13 protein-coding genes and 1 tRNA gene are annotated in these 15800 nt (G+C 55.8%); all 14 read left to right on the plus strand.

The window, feature by feature from the left end:
- On the plus strand, positions 1 to 199 hold a 199-nt coding region (locus AC1MDC_RS28340), incomplete at its 5' end, for an EF-Tu C-terminal domain-related protein (protein WP_455752439.1).
- 53 nt (positions 200 to 252) lie between these two features.
- Positions 253 to 328: transfer RNA gene (locus AC1MDC_RS28345), tRNA-Trp, on the plus strand.
- Between the two features lie 45 nt (positions 329 to 373).
- On the plus strand, positions 374 to 742 hold the full coding sequence (secE, locus tag AC1MDC_RS28350) for a preprotein translocase subunit SecE (RefSeq protein ID WP_007957600.1): 369 nt from the start codon (positions 374 to 376) through the stop codon (positions 740 to 742).
- Positions 743 to 751: 9 nt separating this feature from the next.
- On the plus strand, positions 752 to 1285 hold the full coding sequence (gene nusG / locus AC1MDC_RS28355; protein WP_007957598.1) for a transcription termination/antitermination protein NusG: 534 nt from the start codon (positions 752 to 754) through the stop codon (positions 1283 to 1285).
- 117 nt (positions 1286 to 1402) lie between these two features.
- On the plus strand, positions 1403 to 1834 hold the full coding sequence (gene rplK, locus AC1MDC_RS28360) for a 50S ribosomal protein L11 (RefSeq protein ID WP_003228756.1): 432 nt from the start codon (positions 1403 to 1405) through the stop codon (positions 1832 to 1834).
- Positions 1834 to 2529 (plus strand): 50S ribosomal protein L1, encoded by a 696-nt coding sequence (gene rplA, locus AC1MDC_RS28365; RefSeq protein WP_011336175.1) that lies wholly within the window; start codon positions 1834 to 1836, stop codon positions 2527 to 2529. The genes rplK and rplA overlap by 1 nt, the downstream gene beginning before the upstream one ends.
- A 198-nt stretch (positions 2530 to 2727) precedes the next feature.
- Entirely contained in the window at positions 2728 to 3228 is a 501-nt protein-coding gene (gene rplJ / locus AC1MDC_RS28370) for a 50S ribosomal protein L10 (RefSeq protein WP_007957597.1), read from the plus strand.
- A 79-nt stretch (positions 3229 to 3307) separates the two neighbouring features.
- Positions 3308 to 3673, plus strand: coding sequence for a 50S ribosomal protein L7/L12 (rplL, locus tag AC1MDC_RS28375; protein ID WP_003255496.1), 366 nt, complete (start codon positions 3308 to 3310; stop codon positions 3671 to 3673).
- Between the two features lie 220 nt (positions 3674 to 3893).
- Positions 3894 to 7967, plus strand: coding sequence for a DNA-directed RNA polymerase subunit beta (rpoB, locus tag AC1MDC_RS28380; protein ID WP_085697681.1), 4074 nt, complete (start codon positions 3894 to 3896; stop codon positions 7965 to 7967).
- 63 nt (positions 7968 to 8030) lie between these two features.
- Positions 8031 to 12230: a DNA-directed RNA polymerase subunit beta' gene (gene rpoC, locus AC1MDC_RS28385; protein WP_085697680.1), complete on the plus strand. Its 4200-nt coding sequence runs from the start codon at positions 8031 to 8033 to the stop codon at positions 12228 to 12230.
- 215 nt (positions 12231 to 12445) lie between these two features.
- Entirely contained in the window at positions 12446 to 12817 is a 372-nt protein-coding gene (gene rpsL / locus AC1MDC_RS28390) for a 30S ribosomal protein S12 (RefSeq protein ID WP_003186084.1), read from the plus strand.
- Between the two features lie 109 nt (positions 12818 to 12926).
- Positions 12927 to 13400, plus strand: coding sequence for a 30S ribosomal protein S7 (rpsG, locus tag AC1MDC_RS28395; protein ID WP_007957592.1), 474 nt, complete (start codon positions 12927 to 12929; stop codon positions 13398 to 13400).
- A 30-nt stretch (positions 13401 to 13430) separates the two neighbouring features.
- A complete protein-coding gene (fusA, locus tag AC1MDC_RS28400) occupies positions 13431 to 15578 on the plus strand; it encodes an elongation factor G (RefSeq protein WP_085697679.1) in 2148 nt (715 codons plus the stop codon).
- 33 nt (positions 15579 to 15611) lie between these two features.
- The coding region (locus AC1MDC_RS28405) for a GTP-binding protein (protein ID WP_256205956.1) at positions 15612 to 15800 on the plus strand (189 nt) is incomplete at its 3' end.

Consider the following 15800-nt stretch of genomic DNA (forward strand, 5'->3'; position numbering starts at 1 on the left):
GCAGTTCTACTTCCGTACTACTGACGTGACTGGTAACTGCGAGCTGCCAGAAGGCGTTGAAATGGTAATGCCAGGTGACAACATTCAAATGACTGTTACCCTGATCAAAACCATCGCGATGGAAGATGGTCTGCGTTTCGCTATCCGTGAAGGCGGCCGTACCGTTGGTGCTGGTGTCGTTGCCAAGATCATCGAGTAAACAGTTGTAATGTCTTTTTCGGGCCGGCATAATGGTCGGCCTGATTTTGTTTTAGGTCAGTAGCTCAATTGGCAGAGCGACGGTCTCCAAAACCGTAGGTTGGGGGTTCGATTCCCTCCTGACCTGCCAGATTCACTCGGTGTTTCTGGCTTTCTTTTCACAGGATCTTCATAGATGACTCCTAAAGCTGAAGCTCAAGGCTCTCGCTTCGATTTGCTCAAGTGGCTGGTAGTAGTCGCTTTGGTAATTGTTGGCGTTGTCGGCAATCAGTATTACGCTGCTTCGCCGATCCTGTACCGTGTACTCGCATTGCTTGTCATTGCTGCTGTGGCTGCCTTTGTAGGCCTGCAGACTGCCAAGGGCAAGTCTTTCTTTGTACTGGTTAAGGAAGCTCGCACCGAGATTCGTAAAGTCGTTTGGCCAACTCGCCAAGAAACCACGCAGACCACGCTGATAGTTGTGGCTGTTGTCCTGGTTATGGCGTTGCTGTTGTGGGGGCTTGATTCCCTGCTCGGCTGGCTTGTTTCCTTGATTGTTGGCTAAGGGTGTCCCGTGGCTAAGCGTTGGTACGTTGTGCATGCTTACTCGGGTTACGAGAAGCATGTCATGCGTTCGTTAATCGAGCGCGTAAAGCTGGCTGGCATGGAAGATGGCTTCGGCGAAATTCTGGTTCCCACTGAAGAAGTGGTTGAAATGCGTAATGGCCAGAAACGCAAAAGCGAGCGCAAATTCTTCCCAGGTTATGTGCTGGTCCAGATGGATATGAACGAGGGTACTTGGCACTTGGTCAAGGACACTCCTCGGGTGATGGGTTTTATTGGCGGTACTGCTGATAAGCCGGCGCCAATCACCGATAAAGAAGCTGAGGCGATTCTGCGTCGCGTTGCCGATGGTAGCGACAAGCCGAAGCCGAAGACTCTGTTTGAGCCAGGCGAAACCGTTCGAGTCAATGACGGGCCGTTCGCTGACTTTAACGGTGTTGTCGAAGAAGTTAACTACGAAAAGAGCCGGATCCAAGTGGCAGTGCTTATTTTCGGACGCTCTACTCCGGTAGAGTTGGAGTTCAGTCAGGTCGAAAAGGTCTAACTGAACAAGCATCCCAACCCCGCAGCCCTAGGCTGTGGGGTTTTGTCGTCACTGGGATAAACGCGCAAGTAACCGGGGAGCCTTTCGAGGCGTTCGAACCCGTAATTGGAGTGCCTCATGGCCAAGAAGATTACCGCTTACATCAAGCTGCAAGTGAAGGCCGCTCAGGCTAACCCAAGCCCACCTGTTGGTCCTGCTTTGGGTCAGCACGGCGTGAACATCATGGAATTCTGCAAAGCTTTCAACGCCCGTACCCAGGGCCTGGAAGCTGGTCTGCCGACTCCAGTGATCATCACTGTCTACAGCGACCGTAGCTTCACTTTCGAAACCAAATCCACCCCTGCTTCGGTTCTGCTGAAGAAGGCGGCCGGTCTGACCAGCGGTTCCGCTCGTCCGAACACCGTTAAGGTTGGCACTGTTACCCGTGCTCAGCTGGAAGAAATCGCGAAAACCAAAAACGCGGATCTGACTGCAGCTGATATGGATGCAGCCGTGCGCACTATCGCCGGTTCTGCTCGTAGCATGGGCCTTAACGTGGAGGGTGTGTAATGGCTAAGCTGACCAAGCGCCAAAAGGCTATCGCTGAAAAAATCGAAGCGGGCAAGTCCTACAACTTCGAAGAGGCCGCAACTCTGCTGGCTTCGCTGCCAGCTGCCAAATTCGTCGAGTCGTTCGACGTAGCTGTAAACCTGGGTGTAGACCCGCGTAAATCCGACCAGGTCGTTCGTAGCGCTACTGTGCTGCCGCACGGCACTGGCAAGACTGTTCGCGTTGCTGTTTTCACCCAGGGTCCAGCTGCTGAGGCCGCTCTGGCTGCAGGCGCTGACCGTGTAGGTATGGACGAGCTGGCTGCAGAAATGAAAGGCGGCGACCTGAACTATGACGTAGTGATCGCGTCCCCGGATGCAATGCGCGTTGTAGGTCAACTGGGTCAGATCCTTGGTCCACGTGGTCTGATGCCTAACCCGAAAGTCGGCACTGTTACCCCAGACGTCGCTACCGCGGTTAAAAATGCCAAGGCTGGTCAGGTTCGTTATCGCACCGACAAAAACGGCATCATCCACACTTCCGTTGGCAAGATCGGCTTCGATGCCGTCAAGCTGAAGGAAAACGTTGAAGCTCTGATCGCTGATCTGAAGCGTATCAAGCCAGCTTCTTCGAAAGGTATCTACGTCAAGCGCGTTACCCTGAGCACCACTATGGGCCCAGGTCTGGTTATCGACCAGAGCTCGCTGGACGCTTAAGACAAAAATTGGCGCAGTTGACTGCGCCAATTGAAAGATTGGGGTCCCTGCCTGGCGGGGGCTATCCAAGACCGTAGGCGACGCAAGTCTTAAACCTCAAGCCTACGCAGATGGTGCTCCCGGTTCCTTACCGAATCAGACACCAAAACGACATTCGGTTCCGATCGAATGAAACGGTAACAAGCAGGAGTTAAACCCGTGGCAATTAATCTCGAAGACAAGAAGGCCATCGTCGCTGAAGTCAACGAGGCTGCCAAAGTCGCTCTGTCCGCTGTCGTGGTTGATGCCCGTGGCGTAACAGTAGGCGCAATGACCGGACTCCGTAAAGAGGCTCGTGAAGCTGGCGTTTACGTACGTGTTGTACGTAACACCCTGCTCAAGCGCGCTGTTGCTGACACTCCTTACAGTGTCCTCAACGACGTGTTCACCGGCCCGACCCTGATTGCATTCTCCAACGAACACCCGGGCGCTGCTGCTCGTCTGTTCAAGGAATTTGCCAAGGGTCAGGATAAGTTCGAGATCAAGGCAGCTTCGTTCGAGGGCAAGTTCCTCGCAGCGAATGAGATCGACGTGCTGGCAAGCCTGCCAACTCGCGACGAAGCTATTGCGAAACTGATGAGCGTGATTCAAGGCGCTACCAGCAAGCTGGCTCGTACTCTGGCGGCAATTCGCGATCAGAAAGAAGCAGCTGCAGCCTGAGGCTGAGCGTTTCCACTCTCGCGTATTTTTGTTTATTTCGACGGCCGTACAGGCTGTCCACCAAATCAGGAATTGAGTCATGTCTCTGACTAACGAACAAATCATCGAAGCAATCGGCCAGAAAACCGTTCTGGAAGTTGTTGAGCTGATCAAAGCAATGGAAGAAACCTTCGGCGTGACCGCTGCTGTTGCTGCTGCTGGTCCAGCTGCTGCTGCCGCTGTTGTTGAAGAGCAAACCGAGTTCAACGTTGTTCTGGTTGAAGCCGGCGACAAGAAAGTAAACGTGATCAAGGCAGTTCGTGAACTGACCGGTCTGGGCCTGAAAGAAGCCAAAGAGAAAGTCGACGGCGCTCCTCAGGTTGTAGCTGAAGGCGTTTCGAAAGAAGCTGCTGAAGACGCTAAGAAGAAGCTGGAAGAAGCAGGCGCTAAAGTCGAGCTGAAGTAAGCATCGACTTTGCTCCTCCAGCCCGAGCGTCAAGCGACAGGCTGATGGCTGGTGGCTCTTGCCACCGGCCTTTTTCCGTTATTGGCAGCCGACTGGGTCGGTGCCGATAGCGAGCTGTAACCACCCGATGTGGTGGCGCAAACCATGGGGTTTGCACGATTTTCTGGCTGCTCCCGTCGGGAGGGGCCAAACAAGCAGGTGACCAAGCTGGGGAACGCTGATGGCTTACTCATATACTGAGAAAAAACGTATCCGCAAGGACTTTAGCAAGTTGCCGGACGTCATGGATGTGCCTTACCTCCTGGCCATCCAGCTGGATTCGTATCGTGAATTCTTGCAAGCGGGAGCGACTAAAGATCAGTTCCGCGACGTGGGCCTGCATGCGGCCTTCAAATCCGTTTTCCCGATCATCAGCTACTCCGGCAATGCTGCGCTGGAGTACGTCGGTTATCGCCTGGGCGAACCGGCATTTGATGTCAAAGAATGCGTATTGCGCGGTGTAACTTTCGCCGTACCTTTGCGGGTAAAAGTGCGCCTGATCATTTTCGACAAAGAATCGTCGAACAAAGCGATCAAGGACATCAAAGAGCAAGAAGTCTACATGGGCGAAATCCCATTGATGACTGAGAACGGTACCTTCGTAATCAACGGTACCGAGCGTGTTATCGTTTCCCAGCTGCACCGTTCCCCGGGCGTGTTCTTCGACCACGACCGTGGCAAGACGCACAGCTCCGGCAAACTGCTGTACTCCGCGCGCATCATTCCTTACCGCGGTTCGTGGCTGGATTTCGAGTTCGACCCGAAAGACTGCGTATTCGTGCGTATCGACCGTCGTCGCAAGCTGCCGGCCTCGGTACTGTTGCGCGCGCTCGGTTATACCACCGAGGAAGTACTGGACGCGTTCTACACCACCAACGTATTCCACGTAAAAGGCGAAGGCCTGAGCCTGGAGCTGGTGCCCCAGCGCCTGCGTGGTGAAGTTGCGGTTCTTGATATCCAGGACGACAAAGGCAAGGTGATCGTTGAGCAGGGCCGTCGTATTACTGCCCGCCACATCAACCAGCTGGAAAAAGCCGGGATCAAAGAGCTGGACGTGCCTCTGGATTACGTTCTGGGTCGTACCACCGCCAAGGCCATCGTGCATCCGGCTACAGGTGAAATCCTGGCAGAGTGCAACACCGAGCTGTCGACCGAAATCCTGGCGAAAATCGCCAAGGCTGGCGTCGTACGCATCGAAACTCTGTACACCAACGATATCGACTGCGGTCCGTTCGTCTCCGACACGCTGAAGATCGATTCCACCAGCAACCAATTGGAAGCGCTGGTCGAGATCTATCGCATGATGCGTCCAGGCGAGCCGCCAACCAAAGACGCTGCCGAGACCTTGTTCAACAACCTGTTCTTCAGCCCTGAGCGTTACGACCTGTCTGCAGTCGGCCGGATGAAGTTCAACCGTCGTATCGGTCGTACCGAGATCGAAGGTTCGGGCGTGCTATGCAAGGAAGACATCGTCGCGGTACTGAAGACTCTGGTCGACATCCGTAACGGTAAAGGCATCGTCGACGACATCGACCACCTGGGTAACCGTCGTGTTCGCTGCGTGGGCGAAATGGCCGAGAACCAGTTCCGCGTTGGCCTGGTACGTGTTGAGCGTGCGGTCAAAGAGCGTCTGTCGATGGCTGAAAGCGAAGGCCTGATGCCGCAAGACCTGATCAACGCCAAGCCAGTGGCTGCGGCGGTGAAAGAGTTCTTCGGTTCCAGCCAGCTGTCGCAGTTCATGGACCAGAACAACCCGCTGTCCGAGATCACCCACAAGCGTCGTGTCTCCGCACTCGGCCCTGGCGGTCTGACTCGTGAGCGCGCGGGCTTCGAAGTCCGTGACGTACACCCGACTCACTACGGTCGTGTCTGCCCGATTGAAACGCCGGAAGGCCCGAACATCGGTCTGATCAACTCCCTGGCCGCTTACGCTCGCACCAACCAGTACGGCTTCCTCGAGAGCCCGTACCGTGTGGTGAAAGAGGGCGTTGTCACCGACGACATCGTGTTCCTGTCTGCCATTGAAGAAGCCGATCATGTGATCGCGCAGGCTTCGGCGACCATGAACGAGCAGAAAGTCCTCATCGACGAACTGGTAGCCGTACGTCACCTGAACGAATTCACCGTTAAGGCGCCGGAAGACGTCACCTTGATGGACGTTTCGCCGAAGCAGGTAGTTTCGGTTGCAGCGTCGCTGATTCCGTTCCTCGAGCACGACGACGCCAACCGTGCGTTGATGGGTTCGAACATGCAGCGTCAAGCTGTACCTACCCTGCGCGCTGACAAGCCGCTGGTCGGTACCGGCATGGAGCGTAACGTGGCTCGCGACTCCGGCGTTTGCGTCGTGGCTCGTCGTGGCGGCGTGATCGACTCCGTTGATGCCAGCCGTATCGTGGTTCGCGTTGCCGATGACGAAGTTGAAACCGGCGAAGCGGGTGTCGACATCTACAACCTGACCAAGTACACCCGCTCGAACCAGAACACCTGCATCAACCAGCGTCCGCTGGTGAGCAAGGGTGATCGTGTTCAGCGTGGTGACATCATGGCCGACGGTCCGTCCACCGACATGGGTGAACTGGCTCTGGGTCAGAACATGCGCATCGCGTTCATGGCATGGAACGGCTTCAACTTCGAAGACTCCATCTGTCTGTCCGAGCGTGTGGTTCAGGAAGACCGCTTCACCACGATCCATATCCAGGAACTGACCTGTGTGGCTCGTGACACCAAGCTTGGCCCAGAGGAAATCACTGCGGACATCCCGAACGTGGGTGAAGCTGCACTGAACAAGCTGGACGAAGCCGGTATCGTTTATGTAGGTGCCGAAGTCGGCCCGGGCGACATTCTGGTCGGTAAAGTCACTCCGAAAGGCGAGACTCAACTGACCCCGGAAGAAAAGCTGCTTCGCGCAATTTTCGGTGAGAAGGCCAGCGACGTTAAAGACACTTCCCTGCGCGTGCCGACCGGCACCAAAGGTACTGTCATCGACGTTCAGGTTTTCACCCGTGATGGCGTTGAGCGCGACAGCCGTGCCCTGTCGATCGAAAAGTCCCAGCTGGACGAGATCCGCAAGGATCTGAACGAAGAGTTCCGCATCGTTGAAGGCGCAACCTTCGAGCGTCTGCGTTCCGCTCTGGTAGGCCACAAGGCTGAAGGCGGCGCGGGTCTGAAGAAAGGCCAGGACATCACCGACGAAGTGCTCGACGGTCTCGAGCATGGTCAGTGGTTCAAGCTGCGCATGGCTGAAGATGCTCTGAACGAGCAGCTCGAGAAGGCTCAGGCCTACATCGTTGATCGTCGCCGTCTGCTGGACGACAAGTTCGAAGACAAGAAGCGCAAACTGCAGCAAGGCGATGACCTGGCTCCAGGCGTGCTGAAGATCGTCAAGGTTTACCTGGCAATCCGTCGTCGCATCCAGCCGGGCGACAAGATGGCCGGTCGTCACGGTAACAAAGGTGTGGTCTCCGTGATCATGCCGGTTGAAGACATGCCGCACGATGCCAATGGCACCCCGGTCGACGTGGTCCTCAACCCGCTGGGCGTACCTTCGCGTATGAACGTTGGTCAGATCCTTGAAACCCACCTCGGCCTCGCGGCCAAAGGTCTGGGCGAGAAGATCAACCGGATGGTCGAAGAGCAGCGCAAAGTTGCTGAACTGCGTACCTTCCTGGACGAGATCTACAACCAGATCGGCGGTCGTAACGAAGATCTGGACAGCTTCTCCGATCAGGAAATCCTGGATCTGGCGAAGAACCTGCGTGGCGGCGTTCCTATGGCCACTCCGGTGTTCGACGGTGCCAAGGAAGTTGAAATCAAGGCCATGCTGAAACTGGCGGATCTGCCAGAAAGCGGCCAGATGCAGCTGACCGACGGCCGTACCGGCAACAAGTTCGAGCGTCCAGTTACCGTTGGCTACATGTACATGCTGAAGCTGAACCACTTGGTAGACGACAAGATGCACGCGCGTTCTACCGGTTCGTACAGCCTGGTTACTCAGCAGCCGCTGGGTGGTAAGGCGCAGTTCGGTGGTCAGCGTTTCGGGGAGATGGAGGTCTGGGCACTGGAAGCATACGGTGCTGCTTACACTCTGCAAGAAATGCTCACAGTGAAGTCGGACGATGTGAACGGTCGGACCAAGATGTACAAAAACATCGTGGACGGCGATCACCGTATGGAGCCGGGCATGCCCGAGTCCTTCAACGTGTTGATCAAGGAAATTCGTTCCCTCGGCATCGATATCGATCTGGAAACCGAATAACACGTGACGCGATCGAGAGCGGGGCAGGATTGCCCGCTCTCTGCTCCGCCAGGAGGAAAGGCCTTGAAAGACCTACTGAATTTGCTGAAAAACCAGGGTCAAGTCGAAGAGTTCGACGCCATCCGTATCGGATTGGCCTCGCCTGAGATGATCCGCTCGTGGTCGTTCGGTGAAGTTAAAAAGCCGGAAACCATCAACTACCGTACGTTCAAACCCGAGCGTGACGGTCTGTTCTGCGCCAAGATCTTTGGCCCGGTAAAGGATTACGAGTGCCTGTGCGGTAAGTACAAGCGCTTGAAGCATCGTGGTGTGATCTGCGAGAAGTGCGGCGTTGAAGTTGCACTGGCCAAGGTTCGTCGTGAGCGCATGGCGCACATCGAACTGGCTTCGCCGGTTGCCCACATCTGGTTCCTGAAATCGCTGCCGTCCCGTATCGGCCTGCTGATGGACATGACCCTGCGTGATATCGAACGCGTTCTCTACTTCGAGAGCTATGTCGTTATCGACCCGGGCATGACCACTCTCGAAAAAGGTCAGCTGCTGAACGACGAGCAGTACTTCGAAGCGCTGGAAGAGTTCGGTGACGATTTCGACGCCCGCATGGGTGCCGAGGCTGTCCGCGAACTGCTGCACGCTATCGACCTGGAACATGAGATTGGCCGTCTGCGTGAAGAGATTCCGCAAACCAACTCCGAAACCAAGATCAAGAAGCTGTCCAAGCGTCTGAAGTTGATGGAAGCCTTCCAGGGTTCCGGCAACCTGCCAGAGTGGATGGTGCTGACCGTTCTGCCGGTTCTGCCGCCGGATCTGCGTCCACTGGTCCCGCTGGATGGCGGTCGTTTCGCAACTTCCGACCTCAACGATCTGTATCGTCGAGTGATCAACCGTAACAACCGTTTGAAGCGCCTGCTGGATCTGTCCGCTCCGGACATCATCGTGCGCAACGAAAAGCGTATGTTGCAGGAAGCTGTCGATGCACTGCTCGACAACGGTCGTCGTGGCCGCGCTATCACCGGTTCGAACAAGCGTCCTCTGAAATCCCTGGCTGACATGATCAAGGGTAAGCAAGGTCGTTTCCGTCAGAACTTGCTCGGTAAGCGTGTTGACTACTCCGGTCGTTCGGTAATTACCGTAGGTCCGACCCTGCGTCTGCACCAGTGCGGTCTGCCGAAGAAGATGGCTCTCGAGCTGTTCAAGCCGTTCATTTTCGGCAAGCTGGAAATGCGTGGTCTGGCGACTACCATCAAAGCGGCCAAGAAAATGGTCGAGCGCGAGCTGCCGGAAGTTTGGGACGTTCTCGCCGAAGTGATTCGCGAACACCCGGTTCTTCTCAACCGTGCACCGACCCTTCACCGTCTGGGTATCCAGGCGTTTGAACCGGTACTGATCGAAGGTAAGGCTATCCAGCTGCACCCTCTGGTCTGTGCTGCGTACAACGCCGACTTCGACGGCGACCAAATGGCCGTGCACGTACCGCTGACGCTGGAAGCCCAGCTCGAAGCGCGTGCGTTGATGATGTCGACCAACAACATTCTGTCGCCAGCAAACGGTGAGCCAATCATCGTTCCGTCGCAGGACGTTGTATTGGGTCTGTACTACATGACTCGTGAAGCGATCAACGCCAAGGGTGAAGGTCGTGTGTTCGCGGATCTGCAGGAAGTTGACCGTGTGTTCCGTGCCGGCGAAGCCGCACTGCACGCCAAGATCAAGGTTCGTATCAACGAAACCGTGAACGATCGTGACGGCAACAGCGTGGACAACACCCGTATCGTCGACACTACTGTCGGCCGTGCGCTGCTGTTCCAGGTTGTACCGAAAGGTCTGTCGTTCGACGTCGTCAACCTGCCGATGAAGAAAAAGGCGATCTCCAAGCTGATCAACCAGTGCTACCGCGTGGTTGGTCTGAAAGAGACCGTGATCTTCGCTGACCAGTTGATGTACACCGGTTTTGCCTACTCGACCATTTCCGGCGTTTCCATCGGTGTTAACGACTTCGTTATCCCGGATGAAAAAGCCCGCATCATCGGTGCTGCCACCGACGAAGTGAAAGAAATCGAGAGCCAGTACGCCTCCGGCCTGGTAACTCAGGGCGAGAAGTACAACAAAGTGATCGACCTTTGGTCGAAAGCGAACGACGAAGTCTCCAAGGCGATGATGGCCAACCTCTCGAAAGAGAAAGTCATCGACCGTCACGGCGACGAAGTCGAGCAAGAATCGTTCAACTCGATGTACATGATGGCCGACTCGGGTGCGCGGGGTTCCGCAGCACAGATTCGTCAGCTGGCCGGTATGCGTGGTCTGATGGCCAAGCCGGACGGTTCCATCATTGAAACGCCGATTACTGCGAACTTCCGTGAAGGTCTGAGCGTACTCCAGTACTTCATCTCGACTCACGGTGCTCGTAAAGGTCTGGCGGATACCGCGTTGAAAACTGCGAACTCCGGTTACCTGACTCGTCGTCTGGTAGACGTGGCGCAGGATCTGGTTGTGACCGAGATCGATTGCGGCACCGAACACGGCCTGGTAATGACTCCGCACATTGAAGGCGGTGACGTTGTAGAGCCGTTGGGTGAGCGCGTATTGGGTCGTGTCATTGCCCGTGACGTATTCAAGCCGGGTACCGAGGACGTCATCGTTCCTGCCGGCACTCTGGTAGATGAGAAGTGGGTCGAGTTCATCGAGCTGAATAGCATCGACGAAGTGATCGTGCGTTCGCCGATCAGCTGCGAAACCCGCTACGGTATCTGCGCCAAGTGCTACGGCCGTGACCTGGCTCGTGGTCACCAGGTGAACATCGGTGAGTCGGTCGGCGTTATCGCTGCCCAGTCCATCGGTGAGCCGGGTACCCAGCTGACGATGCGTACGTTCCACATCGGTGGTGCGGCAAGCCGTACTTCCGCAGCCGACAGCGTTCAGGTGAAGAATGGCGGTACCGTCCGTCTGCACAATCTGAAGCACGTTGAGCGCGTGGATGGCAACCTGGTTGCCGTGTCCCGTTCCGGTGAGCTGGCGATTGCTGACGACTTCGGTCGTGAGCGCGAGCGTTACAAGCTGCCGTACGGTGCCGTGATTTCGGTTAAAGAAGGTGACAAGGTCGACGCTGGTGCCATCGTGGCCAAGTGGGATCCGCACACTCACCCGATCGTTACCGAAATGAAAGGTACCGTGACCTACGTGGGCATGGAAGAAGGCATCACGATCAAGCGTCAGACTGACGAATTGACCGGTATGACCAACATTGAAGTACTTGATCCGAAAGATCGTCCAGCCGCCGGCAAGGACATCCGCCCTGCTGTGAAGATGGTCGACGATAACGGCAAGGATCTGCTGCTGCCAGGCACTGACGTTATTGCTCAGTACTTCCTGCCGGCCAACGCCCTGGTCGGTGTTGCGGACGGTGCGAAGATTGCGATCGGTGATGTTATCGCTCGTATCCCGCAAGAAACTTCGAAAACCCGTGACATCACCGGTGGTCTGCCGCGTGTTGCCGACCTGTTCGAGGCTCGTCGTCCGAAAGAAGCGTCGATTCTGGCTGAAGTCAGCGGCACCATCGCGTTCGGTAAAGAGACCAAGGGCAAGCGTCGTCTGGTCATCACCCCGAACGACGGTAGCGATCCGTACGAAGAGCTGATTCCGAAGTGGCGTCACCTGAACGTGTTCGAAGGCGAACAGGTAAACCGCGGCGAAGTTATCTCCGACGGTCCGAGCGATCCGCACGACATCCTGCGTCTGCTGGGTGTCAGCGCGCTGGCCAAGTACATCGTCAACGAGATCCAGGACGTTTACCGTCTGCAAGGCGTGAAGATCAACGACAAGCACATCGAGACCATCCTGCGTCAGATGCTGCGTAAAGTTGAGATCTCCGAGTCGGGCGACTCCAGCTTCATCAAGGGCGACCAGATGGAACTGACTCACGTTCTGGTAGAGAACGAGCGTCTGAATGCGGAAGACAAGTTTGTCTCCAAGTTCACCCGTGTTCTGCTGGGTATCACCAAGGCGTCGTTGTCGACCGAATCGTTCATCTCGGCGGCTTCCTTCCAGGAAACCACCCGCGTACTGACCGAGGCGGCGGTAACCGGCAAGCGCGATTACCTGCGCGGCCTGAAAGAAAACGTGGTCGTGGGTCGTCTGATCCCGGCTGGTACCGGTCTGGCTTATCACAGCGAGCGCAAGCGTCGTCGTGATGCGGACAAACCGTTGCGCGTAAGCGCCAGTGAAGTGGAAGCTGCACTGACCGAAGCGCTGAACTCGAGCGGTAACTGAGTTCTGCGAAAAATGAGCTGAGGCCCTGATCGCGCCGTTCATCGAATCGAGACAATTTGTCGAAGTTCGATGGGCGGGGAGGTCGGGGCCTTGCCTTGACTGGGGGCAAGATCCTCTTTAGACTCTTGATCCCCTAAATTTGGCGGGAATCCGTTCCTGTCATTTTGCTTTTCTTGCAAGACAATAGCGTCGCAAGACAACAGTGGAGCTAGTAGATGGCAACTATCAACCAGCTGGTACGTCAGCCGCGTAAGCGTATCGTCGAGAAATCCGACGTACCTGCGCTGCAGAACTGCCCGCAACGTCGTGGCGTATGCACCCGTGTGTACACCACTACGCCGAAAAAACCTAACTCGGCACTGCGTAAAGTATGCCGTGTGCGCCTGACCAACGGTTTCGAGGTTTCCTCGTATATCGGTGGTGAAGGCCACAACCTGCAAGAGCACAGCGTGGTTCTGATCCGTGGCGGTCGTGTAAAAGACTTGCCAGGTGTTCGTTACCACACCGTTCGCGGCTCCTTGGATACTTCCGGCGTTAAAGGCCGTAACCAGGGTCGTTCGAAGTACGGTACCAAACGTCCGAAGTAATCGGCCGTTTTGCAGATTTTTATTTTACTGAGTCGATAAGAGTAAGGTCGGGCGCGCATCCTCGCGGATCTGTCCCGAACTAACCTGAAGACCGTTTGAGGGCTTATCAATGCCAAGACGTCGCGTAGCAGCAAAGCGTGAGATTCTGGACGATCCGAAATACGGAAGCCAAATCCTCGCCAAATTCATGAACCACGTTATGGAAAGCGGCAAGAAAGCCGTTGCCGAACGTATCGTTTATGGTGCCCTGGAAACCGTTGCGGCTCGCAAGACCGGCACCGATCCCCTGGAACTCTTCGAAAAAGCACTCGACGCCATCGCTCCGCTGGTCGAAGTGAAGTCGCGCCGCGTTGGTGGTGCTACTTACCAGGTTCCGGTCGAGGTTCGTCCGTCCCGTCGTAACGCTCTGGCAATGCGCTGGTTGGTAGACTTCGCCCGCAAGCGTGGCGAGAAGTCTATGGCTCTGCGCTTGGCTGGCGAGCTGCTGGATGCTGCTGAAGGTAAAGGTGCTGCTGTTAAGAAGCGTGAAGACGTGCACCGTATGGCCGAAGCTAACAAGGCTTTCTCGCACTACCGCTTCTAATTTTAGCTTCACTAATTTTGCGAGGGCTTTATGGCTCGTACTACTGCAATCAACCGCTATCGTAACATTGGTATCTGTGCTCACGTTGACGCGGGCAAGACCACTACTACCGAGCGGATCCTGTTTTACACAGGTCTGAGCCACAAAATGGGCGAGGTGCATGATGGCGCCGCGACCACCGACTGGATGGTGCAGGAGCAGGAGCGGGGTATTACCATTACTTCCGCTGCTGTTACCACTTTCTGGAAGGGTTCCCGTGGTCAGTATGACAACTATCGCGTGAACGTTATCGATACCCCGGGTCACGTTGACTTCACAATTGAAGTAGAGCGTTCCCTGCGCGTACTTGACGGCGCTGTGGTCGTGTTCTGCGGTACCTCCGGTGTTGAGCCTCAGTCCGAAACTGTATGGCGTCAAGCCAACAAGTACGGTGTTCCACGTATTGTTTACGTGAACAAGATGGACCGTGCCGGTGCGGACTTCCTGCGCGTTGTCGGCCAGATCAAGAATCGTCTGGGTCATACTCCGGTTCCAGTACAGCTGGCCATCGGTGCAGAAGATAACTTCGAAGGTCAGGTTGATTTGATCAAGATGAAGGCTATCTACTGGAACGAAGACGACAAGGGCACTACCTATCGTGAGGAAGAAATTCCTGCGAATCTGGTAGAGCTGGCCAACGAGTGGCGCAACAACATGGTTGAGGCGGCTGCCGAAGCCAGCGAAGAACTGATGAACAAGTACCTTGAAGAAGGTGAGCTGACCGTCGAAGAGATCAAGGCAGGCCTGCGTGCGCGCACCCTGGCCAGCGAGATCGTTCCGGCTGTCTGCGGTTCGTCGTTCAAGAACAAGGGCGTTCCCCTGGTTCTCGACGCCGTTATCGACTTCCTGCCTGCTCCGACCGAGATCCCTGCGATCAAGGGTATCCACCCTGATCTGATCGACGTGCCGAAAGACGAAGTCAAACCAGAGCAGTACGACGAGCGTCACGCTGATGACGACGAGCCGTTCTCGGCGCTGGCGTTCAAGATTGCCACCGACCCGTTCGTGGGTACTCTGACCTTCGTTCGCGTTTACTCGGGCTTCTTGACCTCCGGTGACTCCGTCATCAACTCGGTCAAGGGCAAGAAAGAGCGCGTTGGTCGTATGGTTCAGATGCACGCCAACCAGCGTGAAGAGATCAAGGAAGTACGTGCGGGCGACATCGCCGCTCTGATCGGCATGAAGGACGTCACCACCGGTGATACCCTGTGCAACGCCGACAAGCCGATCATCCTCGAGCGTATGGATTTCCCTGAGCCTGTGATTTCGCTCTCCGTTGAGCCGAAAACCAAGCAGGACCAGGAAAAGATGGGTATCGCACTGGGCAAGCTGGCCCAGGAAGACCCGTCGTTCCGCGTCAAGACCGATGAAGAAACCGGTCAGACCATCATCTCCGGTATGGGTGAGCTGCACCTGGACATCCTCGTTGACCGCATGAAGCGCGAGTTCAACGTCGAGGCCAACATCGGCAAGCCGCAGGTTTCGTACCGCGAGAAGATCACCAAGTCCAACGTCGAGATCGAAGGCAAGTTCGTTCGTCAGTCGGGTGGTCGTGGTCAGTTCGGTCACTGCTGGATCCGCTTCTCCGAGCCGGATGCCGACGAAAAAGGCAACATCACCGAAGGTCTGGTTTTCACCAACGAAGTTGTTGGTGGTGTGGTTCCTAAGGAATACATTCCAGCGATTCAGAAGGGTATCGAAGAGCAGATGAAGAACGGCGTTGTTGCCGGCTATCCGCTGATCGGCCTGAAGGCTACCGTGTTTGACGGTTCCTACCATGACGTCGACTCCAACGAGATGGCGTTCAAGGTCGCTGCTTCGATGGCAACCAAGCAACTGGCCCAGAAGGGTGGTGGCGTGGTTCTCGAGCCGATCATGAAGGTGGAAGTTGTTACTCCGGAAGACTACCTGGGTGACGTGATGGGTGACCTGAACCGTCGTCGTGGTCTGGTTCAGGGCATGGAGGACTCGGTTTCCGGTCGTGTCGTTCGTGCTGAAGTTCCGCTCGGAGAGATGTTCGGTTACGCAACCGACGTTCGTTCCATGTCTCAGGGTCGCGCGAGCTACTCCATGGAATTCTCCAAATACGCCGAAGCTCCGTCGAACATCGTCGAAGCTCTCGTTAAAAAACAAGGCTGATTCAGCCCCCCTTTAGGCTAGGAGTTAATTGTCGTGGCTAAAGAAAAATTTGATCGTTCCCTACCGCACGTAAACGTTGGCACCATCGGCCACGTTGACCACGGTAAAACCACTCTGACCGCTGCTCTGACTCGCGTCTGCTCCGAAGTTTTCGGTTCGGCCGTAGTTGAATTCGACAAGATCGACAGCGCTCCAGAAGAAAAAGCTCGCGGTATCACCATT

The sequence above is a fragment of the Pseudomonas sp. 1 genome (assembly GCF_056626735.1).